The sequence below is a fragment of the Mangrovicoccus ximenensis genome (assembly GCF_003056725.1).
GTDB classification, from domain to species: Bacteria; Pseudomonadota; Alphaproteobacteria; order Rhodobacterales; family Rhodobacteraceae; genus Mangrovicoccus; species Mangrovicoccus ximenensis.
Window position 1 is genome coordinate 11,946 of record NZ_QBKZ01000025.1, and the last position, 16,853, is coordinate 28,798.

The window sequence follows — 16,853 nt, forward strand, 5'->3', positions numbered from 1 at the left end:
CCGGCCCTGTGTCGTTCCGGTCTCAGTAGGCGCCCGACAGCAGCGCGCCGCCGCCCGGCACGCGGGTCGGCAGGTCCAGCGCCTTCAGCATCGACCAGGTGGTGGCGACGGCGGCGGTCAGCACCGGCTTTCCACTCTGCGCCTCGACCGTGGTGACGGCGGGCAGCGACGGCATCTGCACGCAGGCCGAGAGCACGATGACATCGGCCTCGGCCGTGTCCATGCCCGCGACGATGCTGGGCAGGTTCATCGGGTCATGCGCGGCGACGTCCAGGTTGTTCTGGATTTCCAGCGCGCGGTAGTCGACGACCTCGAAGCCCTCGTTGCGGATGTAGTCGACGACCATTTCGGTCAGCGGCTTCATGTAGGGGGCGACGACGGCGATCTTCTTCGCGCCCATCGCCTTGAGTCCTTCGACCAGCGCGCCGGCCGAGGTGATGACTTCGGCGGGCATCTCGTTGCCGCGGGTCACTTCGGTCAGCCGTTCGGCGGACGTGCGGTGATAGCCGTGGCCCATCGACATGATCGCGACGAGGCAGGCATAGCCCATCACGTCGACGCCGGCATCCGACAGCTCCAGCGCGCAGCGGTCGCTGTCGGCATCCATCTTCGCCAGCTCTTCCTTGGTGACGTGCTTCATCCGCATCCGCGAGGAGTGGAAGGTGAAGCGCTCGGGTGCCACCATCTCGCGGGCGCGCAGCAGCGCCGGGATTTCGGTTTCCATGGTGATGTTGGACGACGGCACGATCTGGCCGATGCGATAGGTCTTCATGTTGGTCACCTTCCTCCGGGATACCTAACTTTATTATTCGAACGATGAATAAGGAAAAGATTGGGTGTGTACAAACAATATTGGCGAAAAGATGAATTTTGGAGGCTTCTTGGAGCGGTTGCCTAATTAATGGGCGCCCGCAGGCCGGCCGAGAGGAAGCAGATCAGCTGTTCCAGCATGTCCTCTGCGGGAATTTCGCGGATCTGGCCTTCGCTGAGATCGGCGAGTCGGCCCAGATCGTTCAGCATGAAGAGATAGGCGCCGACCAGGAAGGCCATGCGCGTGGCGAGGATGTCCCGCGGGATCGCCGGCAGCAGATCCGCCAGCGCGTCTATGTAGCGTTTCAGGGAGGGGTCGTAGACCTCTCGGCGCAGCTCCAGCGCATGGGCCTCGGGTTCGGCATGCACGCGGGCCTGAAGCGCGATGAAGGCCGCACCGCCCGGTCCGGAGCGCTTCATTTCCCATTGCGGCTGCAGATAGGCGCGCACCAGCGCGTCCACGCTCGGGGCGGGGTCGGCCAAGGCACGGTCGAGCAGGACGTGGCGCCGGCCCGACAGCATGCCGCCGCGGCGGCGGAACACCGCGTCGAACAGGTCCTGCTTCGATCCGAAATAGTAGCGCAGCAGCGCTTGGTTCACGCCTGCGCGGGTGGCGATGTCGCGCAGCGAGGCACCGGCGAAGCCGGCGGCGGCAAAGCAGAACTCGGCCTGATCGAGAATGGCGTCGCGCACGTCCGGCCGGTCGGTTCCGGCTTTCGGGCGGCCGGGGCGGCGGCGCGGTTCCTGCGTCTGGCTCATGGCGGTCCTTTCCGGCGGGGGCCGTCCCATGAACCATGCCGGGCGGGACCGGGGCAAGGTGCCGTCCAGATTATTTCATCGACTGATGAATAAAAATCCGCGGGCTGGTCCGTCCGGATCAGCTGATCCGGCGCAGGAGCGACAGCAGGGTCGCGGCCTCCTCGGCGCTCAGCGGCGCCAGCGTGTCGGCGGTGATCTGCTTCATCGTGGGCAGCGTCTCGGCCAGCAGCTCGCGCCCCTCGGGCGTGGTGCGCAGCATGTAGCGCCGCTTGTCGACCTGGTCGCGCTCGGTCTCGACGAGGCCGCGCGCCTGGAGGCGCGAGATCACGCCCTTGGTGGTCGCGGCATCCATGGCGACGAGCCGCCCCAGCGCGTTCTGCGAGATCGGCCCGGGTTCGGTCGCCAGCCGGTAGAGCGTCGAGAACTGCATCGAGGTCAGCCCGCCGGGATTGTGCTCGGAAAAGATCGTCATGTGCCGCTGATAGGCCTTGCGCAGGGCGAAGCCCACCTGCTCGTCGAGCTTGTAGTCGGAGTCTTCTTCGAGCGGCGCCATCGGCAGTCTTCCTCGTTCTCGGAACCGGCCGTTCCAGTTTTGCCCGGGATTCGGAACTTCGGGATGGCATTCTTTCGCTGCAGCAGACAACAGGAAATCGCTGCCCCGGAGGAAATGCCCAATCGCGTTGCAAAATGCACATTTCATCAGCACAATTTCAGCCGCAACGGTCGGGAAGGCGGATTTGTTCCCGGTCAGGCGGAAAGAATGTTTGTGTACATCCAAATTTCTCGCCTACGGATCCGGACAGACCTGAAAGGAGCGCATGTGTCCCCTCTATCCCTCTCCTTCACGCTGAACGGCCAAGCGGTGATGGCCGGTGCCGACCGCCACCGCGTGTTCCTCGACCTGCTGCGCGACGAACTGGGGCTGAACGGACCCAAATACGGCTGCGGCATGGCGCAATGCGGCGCCTGTTCGGTGCTCGTCGACGGCAAGCCCGCGCGCGCCTGCGTGCTGCGCGCCGCGCGCGTCGAGGGCCGCGAGGTTGTGACGCTCGAGGGTCTGGCCGAGGGCGGCAAGCTGCATCCGGTGCAGCAGGCCTTCGTCGAGAAGCAGGCCGCGCAATGCGGCTACTGCCTGAACGGCATGGTGATCTCGGCGGTGGCGCTCCTGCGCGCCAATCCGCGGCCCGGCCGCGACGAGATCCGCGAGGGGATGCGCGACAACCTGTGCCGCTGCGGCACGCATCAGGAAATCATCGAGGCGGTGGAACGTGCCGCGGAACTTCTGGCAGAGGCCGGGGAGGGCGCCCATGTCTGACATCGGTCTGGTTTCCGTTTTCGAGGATCGTCCCGACGGCCGCGTCACCCATGTGCAGATCGACGGCGCCGGGCAGGTGACCGGGTTCAACGGCCATGTCGATCTGGGCACCGGCATCGAGACCGCGCTGTCGCAGATCGTTGCCGAGGAGCTCGACCTGCCGCTGGGCGATGTGGCGATGGTGCTGGGCGATACCGCGTGCACGCCCGACCAGGGGCCGACCATCGCTTCCGAGACGATCCAGGTGGCGGCGGTCCCGCTGCGCAAGGCGGCGGCGCAGCTGCGCAACTACCTTGCGGGCGAGGGGGCGCGGCGGCTGAACGCCCCGGCCGACGGCGTCGAGCTGCGCGGCGGCACGGTGGTGTGGAAGGACACGCAGGTCACCTATGCCGCCCTGGTCGCGGGCAAGGACGTGGCGATGCGGCTCGATCCCGAGATGCCGGTCAAGGACCCGAAGGACTACCGCATCGTCGGCCAGGCGGCGGGCCGGGTCGACCTGCCGTCGAAGGCGACCGGCGATTTCGCCTATATCCAGGACCTGAAGGTCGCCGGCATGGTCCATGGCCATGTGGTCCGCCCGCCCTATGCCGGGCGCGACAGCGGCGATTTCATCGGACGGTCGCTGGTCTCCTTCGACGAGGCGGCGGTGGCGCAGATGCCGGGCTTCCTCGCCGTGGTCCGCGAGGGCGATTTCCTCGCCGTCGTCGCCGAGACGGCGCATCAGGCACAGCGCATCGCCGAGGCCCTGCCGGTCAGCTGGCGGATGCCGCCGCCTGCGCCGGATCTGTCCGACCTGAAGCACGCGCTGAAGGCGGCGCCGTCGACGCCGCGCGCGCTGGACCGGACCGGCGATTTCGACGCCGCGATCGGCGAATGCGGCATCCGGCTCGAGCGGAGCTATGTCTGGCCCTACCACCTGCACGGCTCGATCGGCCCGTCCTGCGCCGTCGCCGATTGGCAGGATGGCCGCCCGGTGGTCTGGAGCGGCACGCAGAACCCGCACATGCTGCGCGGCGATCTGGCCACCCTGACCGGGCTCGACCCCGAGGCGATCGAGATCCGCCGCCTGCAGGCCGCGGGCTGCTACGGCCGCAACTGCGCCGACGATGTCTGCGGCGACGCGCTGATCCTCGCCCGCGCGATGGGCTGTCCGGTGCGGGTGCAGCTGACCCGCGCGCAGGAAACCCTGTGGGAGCCGAAGGGCGCCGCGCAGCTGATGGAGGTCTCGGGCGGCATCGCCGGGACAGGCGACCTGCATGCCTATGCGCTCGATACCTGGTACCCGTCGAACCGCGGCCCGAACCTCTCGCTGCTGCTCACCGGGCGCATCTCGCCCGAGCCGCGCCCCTCGGACATGGGCGACCGCACCACGGTGCCGCCCTACCGCGTGCCGAACAAGAAGATCACCGTGCATGACATGGCGCCGATGGTGCGCGCCGCCTGGATGCGCGGCGTCTCGGCGCTGCCGAACACCTTCGCGCATGAAAGCTTCATGGACGAGCTGGCGCATGAGGCCGGCGAGGACCCGGTCGCCTTCCGGCTGCGCCATCTCGACGATCCCCGCGCCGCCGACCTGGTGCGCCGCACCGCAGCCGAGGCAGGCTGGGAGGAGCGCACCGGCCCGCGCTTCCGCCGCGAGGGGCGGATGGCCTATGGCCAGGGCTTCGCCTACGCGACCTATGTGCACGGCACCTTCCCCGGCACGGCCGCCGCCGCCGCCGCCTGGGTCTGCGACGTGACGGTCGACACGCTGACCGGCGAGGTGACGCTGACCCGCGTCTTCGTCGGCCAGGACCAGGGGCTGGTGATCAACCCCGACGGCGTGCGCGCGCAGATCCACGGCAACGTGATGCAGACCGCCAGCCGGACCCTGCATGAGGAGGTCGCCTTCGAGGAGATCACCCCGGCGCCGCAGAGCTGGGCGACCTACCCGATCCAGACTTTCGACCGGCTGCCCGAGATCCGCACCATGCTGATCGAGCGCCCGGACGAGCCCGCGCTCGGCGTCGGCGAGAGCGCGGCTGTGCCGGCGGCGGCGGCGATCGCCAACGCGATCTTCGACGCGACCGGGGTGCGGCTGCGCGAAGCGCCCTTCCAGCGCCCGCGCCCGGCGCGATTTCGGCGGCATCGACCGCGAGGCGAACTCCATCGACTGGGCGCCGTCGACCCAGACGAGCACGGTCTGGCTGGCCTGCCATTCGCGTTCGCGGATGAACTGCTGGTCCGAGCGCGCCGAGCGCCGCCAGTCGATCAGCCGCGCCTCGTCGAAGGGCTGGGCCGGGCGGTACTGCCAGAATTCCTCGCCGGTGCCGGGACGGCGGCGGCCATGCGCGCCGAGGAGCATGTTGGAGGCCAGATGCTCGGCATCCGCCAGGAGCGGCGGCAGCGCCTCGGAGATGTCATGCGCGTCCCGGCGCAGGTCGGCTGCGCTCTCCGTCATGCCGCCACCTCTGTCGCTGCTTCGAGCCGCGCGGCTTCCCACTCCTTGTAGGTCTGGCCGGTGGTTTCCAACTTCCAGTCCAAGACACGGCCGGAGGTCCGGCCAACAATGAGATCAGCCGCGCGGCTCGGGCTGCTGAATGTGTAATCCTGCTGGAACACGAGAAGCGGCGTACCCAAGTCAGGAAGGAGAATGCCAGCATTGCAGAGGTCCGCGTGGTCCCTGGCAAGCGAAGGGTTCGAAGGGCCTTCCCACGAGGTTGCCGCGTGCGACCCCTTCAATACGACGAACGCATTGTCAGAGACCCGCGCCCGCGCCACCAAGCCAGCCTTCGGACGCTCCAGACGAAAAACGGGACCTGAAGAGGCTTTGTCCGCAGGTTGCGGCTTGGAGACGTTGACGCGACGATCCCTGAAAGCATCTACCCCAAGCGCCGGCAGAACAACCCGTATTTCATCCAGAAACCCTTCCATGTTGGCACCCTGCGCCTCCGACAGACCCGCCCCGCCCGGCGTATTGCCGTTTTCCAGATCGCGCCCGAGGCTGCGGGCGATCTCGCAGAGCCGCGCCTCCAGATAGCGCGCATGGGCCTTGTTCAGCGCATCCGCCCGCGCCGTCACCAGAACTGCGCGGTCCCACCAGTCCTTCTCGGCCGCGTGCTGCTTCAGCCGCCCCGAAAGGCGCTCGGTCTCGCCGATATAGAGCCGCGCCCGGCCCTCGTCCTCGCCCATCAGCAGGTAGACGCCGGTATAGCCCGCCTCGGGACGGCGCAGCGCCGCCTCCAGCCGGACCCGCGGCACCATCAGCACATGGCCCGTCCAGTTGAACATCTCGGCCGTCACCAGCCCGTCGGGGGTGCCGTCGACGAAGTAGAGCTCCAGGGACCGGCCCCGGCCCGGATCGCTCATGCCGCGGCCTCGACCTTCGTCATCTGGGCGGCGACGCTGCGGATCAGGCTCTCGAGGCTCTGGCCGCGGGCGCGGGCCGCGAAGGTCAGCTGCATCCGGTGGGTGAGAACGGGGACCGCCATGCGCGCCACGTCCTCGGCGGTCGGCACCAGACGGCCCTCGAGCAGCGCCTGGGCGCGCACCGTCAGCATCAGCGACTGCGCCGCGCGCGGCCCGGGGCCGAAGGCGACCATGTCCTTCACCGCCTGCGGCGCGGTCGGATCGTCGGGCCGACAGGCGCGCACCAGATCGAGGATGGTCTCGACCACCGCATCGCCGACCGGCATCCGGCGCAGCAGCGTCTGCGCGGCGATCAGCTTCTCGGCGGTGAAGACCTGGGTCGACTCGGCATCGACCACGCCGGTGGTTGCCAGCAGGATGTCGCGCTCGGTGTCGCGGTCCGGGTTCGGCACGTCGATCTGCACGAGGAAGCGGTCGAGCTGCGCCTCGGGCAGCGGATAAGTGCCCTCCTGCTCGATCGGGTTCTGCGTCGCGAGCACGTGGAAGGGCTGGCCCAGCGCGTGCTCGGCCCCCGCGATCGTGACATGCTTCTCCTGCATCGCCTGCAGGAGCGCCGATTGGGTCCGGGGCGAGGCGCGGTTGATCTCGTCGGCCATCAGGAGCTGGCAGAAGACCGGGCCGCGGATGAAGCGGAAGCTGCGCGAGCCGTCCTCGGCGGTTTCCAGAACCTCGGAGCCGAGGATGTCGGCGGGCATCAGGTCGGGGGTGAACTGGATGCGGTTGTCCTGCAGCCCCATCACCTTGCCCAGAGTGCCGACGAGCCGGGTCTTGCCAAGCCCCGGAAGGCCGATCAGAAGCGCATGGCCGCCGCACAGGAGCGCCGAAAGCGTGAGATCGACGACCCTCTCCTGCCCGATGAACCGCTTGGTGATGCTCTGCTTGGCTGCGGCCAGGTCATGGCCCAGATCCTCGATTTCCTGCACCAGGTCGGCTCCGTCGGTCATGACTTTCTCCTCTTGCGCGGTATGTTACCAACATAGAGCCACGTCCCCGGACAGTTTCAAATGACAAATGACGGAAAAGCGCAAAACATCGTGAGCCCGGAAATGAGCACCGACGCAGACAGCCTGATGAAATCCGCCGCCCGCGCCGCGAAGAAGGGGCCGCCGCCGGTGCATCTCTGGAACCCGCCCTTCTGCGGCGACATCGACATGCGCATCGCCCGCGACGGCGCCTGGTTCTACATGGGCACGCCGATCGGCCGGCCGGCCATGGTCAAGCTGTTCTCCTCCATCCTGAAGAAGGAGGGAGATGCCTATTTCCTGGTCACCCCGGTCGAGAAGGTGGGCATCATCGTCGATGACGCGCCCTTCGTGGCAGTGGACTTCACGGTGTCCGGCGAGGGCGAGGCGCAGGAGATCACCTTCGCCACCCATGTCGGCGACAGCGTGACGGCGGGACCGGACCATGCGATCCGGGTCGAGACCGGAGCGGATGGCGAGCCCGCGCCCTACATCCATGTCCGCGCCGGGCTGGAGGCGCTGATCGACCGCAAGAGCTTCTACCGGCTGGTCGAGCTCGGCGAGGAACAGGACGGCTGGTTCGGCGTCCGCTCGGGCGGTGCCTTCTTCCCGATGATCGACGCAGGGCAAATGCAGGGCTAGCCACGTGGCCGGTGCGGGCTTTGCGGAATAGGCTGCGGACGGCTTTGCGGGGCTGGATGCAGGGCGATGGCGGGACCTTGCCCGGCGCGCCCGGATAGCCAGTGCCGGCCTGCCTTCAGCTCCTGCCGCGCATGACGCCGCAGCCGCGGAAGCCGGGGGCTCCGCCATGCCGGCCGCCGAGGTCTGCGCACTGGCGGAGAGCTTCGGTTTCCTCTTCGCACCGGCGGTGCCGATCCGGGCTGCAGAGGCTGCGGAAACCGAGGCGCCCTCCGCCTGCCGAAATGCCGCGCCCGTGTGTCCGTCGGCGGGCCTCCTGAGAACCCGGATGCCGCCTGCGCCCTGTCTCCTGCCGTCCGGACCCGAGGCGCCCGCCCGAAGCGCCGGGCCGGACGTACCGGACCCGGACGGGCTGCCCGCAGATGTCCTCTTGCAGGAGGAACAAGAGCCGCCCGGAGCGCTGTCCCCCGATGCCCCCGAGAGGACCGTCCCGGAGAGGCGCGCCGCCGATGCGCCCGAACGGGACGTGCTCCGCCTCCCCTTCGGCAACGGCATCGCCAGCGGCCTCATCGCCGGACCGGCGCATCACGCAGACCGGACAGCCTTCGGTCCGGCGGAGGCACCGGCCCCGCCGCGGACACGGCCGGCTGGACGGAGCTTCTCTGGTCGCCGCGGCGCGTTTCCCGCTTGGCCCTCAGCACGTTCCGGCATAGGCAGGGCCGGACCAGACGAGGGGAACGCGCGCCATGGCTTTCGGCAAGGGACATCATCTGCATCTGATCGACGGATCGGCCTTCATCTTCCGGGCCTATCACGCGCTGCCGCCCTTGACGCGGAAGTCGGACGGCGCGCCGGTGGGCGCGGTCGCGGGCTTCTGCAACATGCTCTACAAATATGTCGAGGACAATGCGGGCCCCGATGCGCCGACCCATGCGGCGGTGATCTTCGACCATTCGGGCAAGAGCTTCCGCAACGATCTCTACGACAAGTACAAGGCCAACCGCCCCCCGGCCCCCGAGGATCTGGTGCCCCAGTTCCCGCTGACCCGCGAGGCGACCCGCGCGTTCAACATCGCCTGCCACGAGATCGAGGGCTTCGAGGCCGATGACATCATCGCCACATTGGCCTGCCAGGCACGCGAGGCGGGCGGCCGCGTGACGATCATCTCGTCCGACAAGGACCTGATGCAGCTCGTGGGCGGCGGCGTCGAGATGCTCGACGCGATGAAGAACGCGCGGATCGGCGTCGAGGGCGTCGAGGCCAAGTTCGGCGTCACCCCCGACAAGGTGGTCGACGTGCAGGCGCTGGCCGGAGACTCGGTCGACAACGTGCCAGGCGCGCCGGGCATCGGCATCAAGACCGCCGCGCAGCTGATCAACGAATATGGCGATCTGGAGACGCTGCTGGCGCGGGCCTCCGAGATCAAGCAGCCGAAGCGCCGCCAGACGCTGATCGACAATGCCGAGCAGATCCGCATCTCGAAGCAGCTGGTGCAGCTCGATTGCGGCATGGATCTCGATTTCACGCTGGACAGCCTCGAGGTGAAGGAGCCCGAGGCGGAGACGCTGATCGGATTCCTCAACGGCATGGAGTTCCGCACGCTGACGAAGCGCGTCGCCGACAAGCTCGGCGCCGAGGCTCCGGCCGAGCCGCAGGCCCCCGAGGCGGCCGCCGCCGCCCCGGCCGAGGACCAGCCCTTCGATCCGGCGAAATACGAGACCGTCGGCGATGCGGCGGCGCTGCAGGCTTGGATCGACCTCGCCTATGCCCGCGGCTGGGTGGCGGTCGATACCGAAACCACCGGCCTGAACGAGATGGTGGCCGATCTGGTCGGCGTCTCGCTGGCCGTGGAAGAGGGGCGCGCCTGCTACATCCCGCTGGCCCACAAGGCCGAGGCCGAGGATGGCGGGCTCTTCGGCAGCGACGCGCTGGCCGAGGGGCAGATGCCGCTGAACGAGGCGATCGACATGCTCAAGCCGATGCTGGAGGACCCGCAGATCCTCAAGATCGGCCAGAACATGAAATACGACATGAAGATCCTCGCCCGCTACGGGATCGCGGTCGGGCCGATCGACGACACGATGCTGATGAGCTACGCCCAGCATGCCGGGCTGCACGGCCACGGCATGGACGCGCTCAGCGAGAAATATCTCGGCCACACGCCGATCCCGATCAAGCCGCTCCTCGGCTCGGGCAAGTCGGCGATCACCTTCGACCGGGTGCCGCTGGAAAAGGCGGTGCCCTATGCCGCCGAGGATGCCGATGTCACGCTGCGCCTCTGGCACGTCCTGAAGCCGGGGCTGCACAAGGCGAAGGTCACCACCGTCTACGAGACGCTGGAACGTCCGCTGGTCCCGGTGCTGGCGCAGATGGAGCGCACCGGCATCAAGGTCGACCGCGACGTGCTTTCGCGGATGTCGAATGCCTTCGCCCAGAAGATGGCCGGGCTGGAGGCGGAAATCCACGAGCTGGCGGGCGAGAGCTTCAACGTGGGCTCGCCGAAGCAGCTCGGCGAGATCCTCTTCGACAAGCTGAGCCTGCCGGGCGGCAAGAAGGGCAAGACCGGCGCCTGGTCCACCCCCGCCGACGTGCTGGAGGACCTGGCGACCGAGCATGACCTGCCTGCCCGCGTGCTCGACTGGCGGCAGCTTTCCAAGCTGAAATCGACCTATACCGACGCGCTGCAGGACCACATCAACGCCGGGACCGGCCGGGTCCATACCTCCTATTCCATCGCGGGCGCCAACACGGGCCGCCTCGCCTCGACCGATCCGAACCTGCAGAACATCCCGGTGCGCTCCGAGGAAGGCCGCCGCATCCGCGAGGCCTTCGTGCCGGAGAAGGGCAATGTGCTGGTCTCGCTCGACTACAGCCAGATCGAGCTGCGCATCCTCGCCCATATTGCCGGGATCGAGGCGCTGAAGGACGCGTTCCGCGACGGCCAGGACATCCATGCCGCCACCGCGTCCGAGATGTTCAACGTGCCGCTCGACGAGATGACGCCCGAGATCCGGCGCCAGGCCAAGGCGATCAACTTCGGCGTGATCTACGGCATTTCGGGCTTCGGGCTGGCGCGCAACCTGCGCATCCCGCGGGCCGAGGCGCAGGGCTTCATCGACCGCTATTTCGAGCGCTTCCCGGGGATCCGCGACTACATGGACGCAACCAAGGCCTTCGCCAAGGAGCACGGCTATGTCCAGACGCTCTTCGGCCGCAAGATCCACACGCCCGAGATCAATGCCAAGGGGCCGCAGGCCGGGTTCGCCTCGCGCGCCGCGATCAACGCGCCGATCCAGGGCACGGCCGCCGACGTGATCCGCCGCGCGATGATCCGCATGCCCGCCGCCATCGAGGGGCTGCCCGCCAAGATGCTCCTGCAGGTGCATGACGAACTGATCTTCGAGGTGGAAGAAGCCGCCGTCGACGACACCATCGCCCGGGTCCGCGAGGTCATGGAAGGCGCGTCGATGCCTGCCGTGGAGCTGGCCGTGCCGCTGACCGTCGATGCCGGAAAGGGGCAGAGCTGGGCCGAAGCGCATTGATCCTGTTCGCCCGGCTTGCGCTGGCGGCCTGGACGGCGGGGATGGCCTTCATCCTCCTCGTCGTCACCACCTGGTTCGCCACGGAATGGATCGCGCCCGCGGCGGGGCCCGTCGAATTCGGCGCGGACCAGGCCCAGGCGCTGCTGCGCGGCCTTGCCACCGCGGCCGCGGTGCTGGTGCCGGGCGGGCGCCGGGTCCTGCCGGTGCAGCCGCGGCCCGAGACCTGCGCCACGCCGCTGGCGCGCGATCCCGACAACCGCGCGGGCGAACGCATCCGCGAAATGTCGATTCTCGCCGCCTGCCTGCTCGACCCGCGGGTGATCGGCACGTTCGAATCGGATCTCGACGGGCTGCAGATGCTGGAGGCCGAGCATGGCCGCCTGCTGCAGGCGATTCTCGCCCGCGCTGAAGAAGCGGGCGGGCCGGAATTTCTCGAGGCGATCCGGGAGGAAGCCGGTCACAAGACCGTTGACAGTGTCCTTGTCAGCCCCCATGTGCGCGTCACTCCCGTGTTCAAGCACCGCGGAAATCTGGAAGTTGCCGTATCGACGCTGGCCGAATCCCTTGCAAAGCTCCAGTCGGAGCGGGGGTTGCGCCTGGAGATCGAGGAAGCCGCCGAAGAGATCGGACAGGGACAGAACGAATACGTGACCTATCGGCTCGCCCAGGCCGCCGAGGCCCGCAACCGCGCCGAGCGCGCGCACATGGAAAAGGACAGCGCCTTTGACATCGCAGAAAACGGCGCGCGGCTGGACCGGGACGAGAGGGATGCATTCAGGCGGCTGCTGGATCAGCTGCCTTTGGGAGAATCAGGCAAGAATCAGTGATTCGATTCGCATTCGGTAGAGAATCACTCATAATCGCTTGCTAGACAGTGACAGAATCAGCGACGGGCACTAGGTGAGTCGCCCGGGACCCCGCGAAGGAGCTGCAAATGGCCGCCAAGGACACCGACGATCACAAGCAGAATGACAACGACAACGAGCCGATGCTCGACATGAGCCAGGCCGCCGTCAAGAAGATGATCGCGGATGCCCGGGAGAAGGGCTTCATCACCTATGACCAGCTCAACCAGGTCCTGCCGCCGGACCAGGTCTCGTCGGAGCAGATCGAGGACGTGATGTCGATGCTCTCGGAAATGGGCATCAACATCATCGAGGACGAGGAAGCCGAGGAGGGCGACGGCGCCCCCGCTGCCTCGACCGCGGTGATCACCAAGAACGAGACCCGCGACGTTGCCATCGGCGGCAGCGAGACCGAGAAGCTCGACCGCACCGACGACCCGGTGCGCATGTACCTGCGCGAGATGGGCTCGGTCGAGCTTCTGTCGCGCGAGGGCGAGATCGCCATCGCCAAGCGGATCGAGGCCGGGCGCAACACGATGATCGCCGGGCTCTGCGAAAGCCCGCTGACCTTCCAGGCGATCACCATCTGGCGCGACGAACTCCTGTCCGAGGACATTCTCCTGCGCGACGTGATCGACCTCGAGGCCACCTTCGGCCGCGGCGTCGGCGAAGAGGGCGAGGAAGAGAGCACTCCGGTCGTCGAGGGACTGACCGTGGTCGCCGACAATGGCGACAAAAAGGAAGAGCGCGGCGAGAGCCAGCCGGAATACGACGCGGACGGCAACCCGATCTCGCGCGAGGATGACGAGGACGACGAGGACCAGGCCAACATGTCGCTCGCGGCGATGGAGGCTGCGCTCAAGCCGCGCGTGCTGGAGACCCTGGACCGGATCGCCCGCGACTACGCCACGCTGTCGGACATGCAGGACCTGCGGATCTCGGCCACGCTGAACGAGGACGAGAGCTTCTCGAAGGAAGACGAGGACGAGTACCAGCTGCTGCGCAGCGAGATCGTCCTTCTGGTCAACGAGCTGCACCTGCATTCCGGCCGGATCGAGGCGCTGATCGACCAGCTTTACGGCATCAACCGCCGCGTCATGTCGATCGACAGCGCGATGGTGAAGCTCGCAGACCAGGCGCGGATCAACCGCCGCGACTTCATCGAGGCCTATCGCGGCTACGAGCTGGACCCGACCTGGATCGACCGCATGGGCGAGAAGGCCGGCCGCGGCTGGCAGGCGCTGTTCGAGCGCTCGCTCGACAAGGTCGAGGAGCTGCGGGGCGACATGGCCCAGGTCGGCCAGTATGTCGGCCTCGACATCAGCGAATTCCGCCGCATCGTCCAGCAGGTGCAGAAGGGCGAGAAGGAAGCCCGCCAGGCCAAGAAGGAAATGGTCGAGGCCAACCTGCGCCTGGTGATCTCGATCGCCAAGAAGTACACCAACCGCGGCCTGCAGTTCCTCGACCTGATCCAGGAAGGCAACATCGGCCTGATGAAGGCGGTCGACAAGTTCGAATACCGCCGCGGCTACAAGTTCTCGACCTATGCGACCTGGTGGATCCGCCAGGCGATCACCCGCTCGATCGCCGACCAGGCGCGGACCATCCGCATCCCGGTCCACATGATCGAGACGATCAACAAGCTGGTGCGCACCGGCCGCCAGATGCTGCACGAGATCGGCCGCGAGCCGACCCCGGAGGAACTGGCCGAAAAGCTGCAGATGCCGCTGGAGAAGGTCCGCAAGGTGATGAAGATCGCCAAGGAGCCGATCTCGCTCGAGACCCCGATCGGGGACGAGGAGGACAGCCAGCTGGGCGATTTCATCGAGGACAAGAACGCGGTCCTGCCGCTCGACTCCGCGATCCAGGAGAACCTGAAGGAGACGACGACGCGGGTTCTCGCCTCGCTGACCCCGCGCGAGGAACGGGTGCTGCGGATGCGCTTCGGCATCGGCATGAATACCGACCACACGCTGGAAGAGGTCGGCCAGCAGTTCAGCGTGACCCGCGAGCGGATCCGCCAGATCGAGGCGAAGGCGCTCAGGAAGCTGAAGCACCCGAGCCGGTCGCGCCGCCTGCGCAGCTTCCTCGACCAGTAATCCGGTCGTTCCGCAGCTGGCCAGCATCGAGGTCCAAGCCTGCCAGTCCACGGATTGGCAGGCTTTTTCGTGTCAGCATGGCGGGTTCCGGAACATCTCGGCGAAGTCCGGGGGCGAACTGTCCATGGGCGGCGACCGGGGAGCTTTCGGCGATGCGGCGGGCCTTCTGGGGCAAGTCGACGATCCTCCAGAAGGCACGCAGGGGAACGGCATAGCTCCGGTGCGCGGCAACGCGCGGCGGCGAAAGGTCCAAGGTTCCTTGCCATCGGGATGCTGTTGCGGATGTGCGGTGTCCGGCCGCCGCTGTCGCCGTCTGGCGGCAGGAGATCGGGTCAGCAGGCGGCCCCGCCTGCATCGCCCCGGCCGACATGCCGACGCCGGAGTTCCGGGCGGCCTGCGGATTGCGCCCGCGCTTGAGGAAAGGCCGATCTTCTGCGGAACATGGCCCGGGACCGGAACAGCGCGCGGAGAGCGCGAGAAGTCCCGCCGCGCGGCGCCCGGAGCAAGGCCCTTGCCCGGCCTGTACCGGCTCAGGCGACTTTGCTGGCCTCCGCCGCTTCGAATTTCATATGGACCAGCGTCTGGTTCAGCAGGATATAGGCGATCTCGCCGAAGGTGGCCGGGCCGGTGTAGTTGCCGGTCTTCTTGCCTTCCATCTCGCCGTAAAGATAGTTGAGGATGCAGTTGCAGGACAGCTGCTCGCCGCCATCGGCACCGATCTGCGAGGCCAGCGCGGTGGCGTAGTCGCCGGTCGATTTCGCCAGCTTGTACTCCATCCCCGCGATCACCGGCGCATAGAACTGGACGCGGTGCTTCCCGGCATCGACGGACTGGAAGGACACGTTGATCATCGCGCCCGCATAGTCGGCGACCAGCGGCAGCTTGGTGTCGATCCCCTTCGAGGCGACATAGGCCGCGAAATCGACGGTCTCGCCGTTCACCTGCGCGGTCTCGGCCGAGAAGCCGTCCGTGGCGAAGACGATCGTGTCGGCGTGCGGATCCTGTTCGAAGAGGTTGATGATGTCGAGCTCGGCCACGATCTGCGGCGGCAGCTCGGCATGGAGCAGTACCGCGCCCTCGTCATAGACCGCCCCCGAGGCGCCGTCGAAGACCTTGGGCGAGGTCTTGCCGACCTCGTCGAGATGGGTGCCGGTGATCCAGCCCATCAGCGGCTGGTCGAACACGCCCTCGTAGCCCGCGCCCTCGATGGCGAATTGCGCATGCGCCTTGGAGAAGGCCGGGATCAGGATGGCGGTGACGCCGTGATCGAACCGGGCCTGGGCAAGCTGGGGCAGTGCGTCGGTGCCGTAATGGCGGATGCGGGCCGCGGTTGCCGTCTCGAATTCGGTGACGAATACGTTGTCCTCGTCGCACACCCCGCCTTCCGCGGTCAGGAAATATACCGAGGTGCCGCCGATCCAGCGGCCCTTGGGAAGGTGGCGCAGCACGGTTTCCGATCCCGCGATCAGCAGCGTCTTGCCCGAGGAGATGGCGGCGGAGGCTTCGGCAATGGTCATCAGCTTGTTCTTCATGGCGTCTGCTCCCTGCCGTCAGAGGACGGCGATGTCCTTCGAGGCGAATTGGTGCTTTGAAAAATAGGCGGACAGCTCGGTTACCGCCTTGTCGAGCGCCGAGGGCTGCGAAGAGACTTCCCGGCGCAGCCGGGTTACAAGGATCTTGGTCGCCAGAGAGGCGTCGCCCAGCTCCTTGCTGCTCGTCAGTGTCCTGCGGAAAACGGCTGCGGTATCGGTCATTGCATGTCTCCGTTGCGGCTCCCTCCGGCGCTGCGCGGCGGCAGCGCATCGGGGGGCACTCTTGCGGGAACTCCTTGACGGAGTTTTGCCGCCGGGGCGGTTTTCCCCGGAAAGCATCAGGCAATTGCCATGCAATCGAGCAAAAATCGACTGTCATATACCTAAAATTTGGATGCAAATTGCGCTATCCCGGTGGGCGGCCGCGCGCGAGGCAGTGGTCCCCAGGCCGCCGCACTTGCGGGAAACACGAAGGAGACCAGCCACATGCAGACCAGCTTCCGGGTGGAAACACGCGGCCCCGGCCTATACGAGATCACCCGGGACGTCGCCCGCTGGGTGGCGGAGCAGGACCGCTCCGACGGGCTGCTGACGCTCCTGATCCGGCATACCTCGGCTTCGCTTCTGATTCAGGAAAATGCCGATCCCGAGGTGCAGTCAGACCTGCGCGCCTTCTTCGAGCGGCTGGTGCCGCCCTCGGACGATCCGTCGATGTCCTATCTCACCCATGTCTACGAGGGGCCGGACGACATGCCGGGGCACATCAAGGCGGCGCTGATGCCGGTGAGCCTGTCGATCCCGGTGCTCGGCGGGCGGATGCGGCTGGGCACCTGGCAGGGCATCTATGTTGCCGAGCACCGCCGCGCGCCGCATGTCCGGGAGGTCGCCGCGCATCTGGGATGACCCTGCGGCGAGGCAGCGCGCTGCAAGTTGAACGGCGCG

Annotated in this window: 13 protein-coding genes and 2 pseudogenes; 7 read left to right on the top strand and 8 right to left on the bottom strand. The window is 67.4% G+C overall.

Translation table 11 applies throughout. The features are described 5' to 3' along the window. Nucleotides 1–22: 22 nt before the first annotated feature. The 3 genes from C7T91_RS27725 to C7T91_RS27735 all read right to left on the bottom strand — a co-directional run bounded on the left by C7T91_RS27725 (nucleotide 23) and on the right by C7T91_RS27735 (nucleotide 2,122). The gene (locus C7T91_RS27725) at nucleotides 23–772 is read right to left on the bottom strand and encodes a maleate cis-trans isomerase family protein (RefSeq protein WP_456237874.1); all 750 of its coding nucleotides are present in this window, start codon (nucleotides 770–772) and stop codon (nucleotides 23–25) included. A gap of 122 nt (nucleotides 773–894) precedes the next feature. Continuing rightward, the gene (locus C7T91_RS27730) at nucleotides 895–1,569 is read right to left on the bottom strand and encodes a TetR/AcrR family transcriptional regulator (RefSeq protein ID WP_108263142.1); all 675 of its coding nucleotides are present in this window, start codon (nucleotides 1,567–1,569) and stop codon (nucleotides 895–897) included. A 118-nt stretch (nucleotides 1,570–1,687) separates the two neighbouring features. Continuing rightward, the gene (locus C7T91_RS27735) at nucleotides 1,688–2,122 is read right to left on the bottom strand and encodes a MarR family winged helix-turn-helix transcriptional regulator (protein ID WP_108263143.1); all 435 of its coding nucleotides are present in this window, start codon (nucleotides 2,120–2,122) and stop codon (nucleotides 1,688–1,690) included. A gap of 267 nt (nucleotides 2,123–2,389) precedes the next feature. Between C7T91_RS27735 and C7T91_RS27740 the strand changes: the two genes are divergently transcribed. Together C7T91_RS27740 and C7T91_RS27745 are read left to right on the top strand one after the other, a co-directional pair. After that, nucleotides 2,390–2,884: a (2Fe-2S)-binding protein gene (locus tag C7T91_RS27740; protein ID WP_236638560.1), complete on the top strand. Its 495-nt coding sequence runs from the start codon at nucleotides 2,390–2,392 to the stop codon at nucleotides 2,882–2,884. Then, nucleotides 2,877–4,829, top strand: a pseudogene (locus C7T91_RS27745) (molybdopterin cofactor-binding domain-containing protein); the annotation flags it as partial. The gene C7T91_RS27740 and the pseudogene C7T91_RS27745, both read left to right, overlap by 8 nt. Before the next feature lie 222 nt (nucleotides 4,830–5,051). Here C7T91_RS27745 and C7T91_RS27750 read toward each other — a convergent pair. The 3 genes and pseudogenes from C7T91_RS27750 to C7T91_RS27760 form a co-directional block, all read right to left on the bottom strand. Further along, nucleotides 5,052–5,324 (bottom strand): annotated as a pseudogene (locus tag C7T91_RS27750) (DUF58 domain-containing protein); the annotation flags it as partial. Continuing rightward, complete coding sequence (locus C7T91_RS27755) at nucleotides 5,321–6,232, bottom strand: GIY-YIG nuclease family protein (RefSeq protein WP_108263145.1); 912 nt, start codon at nucleotides 6,230–6,232, stop codon at nucleotides 5,321–5,323. The pseudogene C7T91_RS27750 and the gene C7T91_RS27755, both read right to left, overlap by 4 nt. After that, entirely contained in the window at nucleotides 6,229–7,236 is a 1,008-nt protein-coding gene (locus C7T91_RS27760) for an AAA family ATPase (protein WP_108263146.1), read from the bottom strand. The genes C7T91_RS27755 and C7T91_RS27760 overlap by 4 nt, the downstream gene beginning before the upstream one ends. A gap of 102 nt (nucleotides 7,237–7,338) precedes the next feature. Here C7T91_RS27760 and C7T91_RS27765 point away from each other — a divergent pair, with 102 nt between their 5' ends. The 4 genes from C7T91_RS27765 to rpoD all read left to right on the top strand — a co-directional run bounded on the left by C7T91_RS27765 (nucleotide 7,339) and on the right by rpoD (nucleotide 14,379). Next, nucleotides 7,339–7,896 (top strand): DUF1285 domain-containing protein, encoded by a 558-nt coding sequence (locus C7T91_RS27765; protein ID WP_108263147.1) that lies wholly within the window; start codon nucleotides 7,339–7,341, stop codon nucleotides 7,894–7,896. Nucleotides 7,897–8,639: 743 nt separating this feature from the next. After that, on the top strand, nucleotides 8,640–11,435 hold the full coding sequence (gene polA / locus C7T91_RS27775; protein WP_108263149.1) for a DNA polymerase I: 2,796 nt from the start codon (nucleotides 8,640–8,642) through the stop codon (nucleotides 11,433–11,435). After that, on the top strand, nucleotides 11,432–12,262 hold the full coding sequence (locus tag C7T91_RS27780; protein ID WP_108263150.1) for a hypothetical protein: 831 nt from the start codon (nucleotides 11,432–11,434) through the stop codon (nucleotides 12,260–12,262). The genes polA and C7T91_RS27780 overlap by 4 nt, the downstream gene beginning before the upstream one ends. A 107-nt stretch (nucleotides 12,263–12,369) precedes the next feature. After that, entirely contained in the window at nucleotides 12,370–14,379 is a 2,010-nt protein-coding gene (gene rpoD / locus C7T91_RS27785) for an RNA polymerase sigma factor RpoD (RefSeq protein WP_108263151.1), read from the top strand. Between the two features lie 530 nt (nucleotides 14,380–14,909). Here rpoD and C7T91_RS27790 read toward each other — a convergent pair. Together C7T91_RS27790 and C7T91_RS27795 are read right to left on the bottom strand one after the other, a co-directional pair. Further along, the gene (locus C7T91_RS27790; RefSeq protein WP_108263152.1) at nucleotides 14,910–15,911 is read right to left on the bottom strand and encodes a DUF6976 family protein; all 1,002 of its coding nucleotides are present in this window, start codon (nucleotides 15,909–15,911) and stop codon (nucleotides 14,910–14,912) included. An 18-nt stretch (nucleotides 15,912–15,929) separates the two neighbouring features. Next, complete coding sequence (locus C7T91_RS27795) at nucleotides 15,930–16,133, bottom strand: hypothetical protein (RefSeq protein ID WP_108263153.1); 204 nt, start codon at nucleotides 16,131–16,133, stop codon at nucleotides 15,930–15,932. 264 nt (nucleotides 16,134–16,397) lie between these two features. On the opposite strand from C7T91_RS27795, the gene C7T91_RS27800 reads away from it, so the two are divergent. Beyond that, complete coding sequence (locus C7T91_RS27800) at nucleotides 16,398–16,814, top strand: secondary thiamine-phosphate synthase enzyme YjbQ (RefSeq protein WP_108263154.1); 417 nt, start codon at nucleotides 16,398–16,400, stop codon at nucleotides 16,812–16,814. Nucleotides 16,815–16,853: the final 39 nt, after the last annotated feature.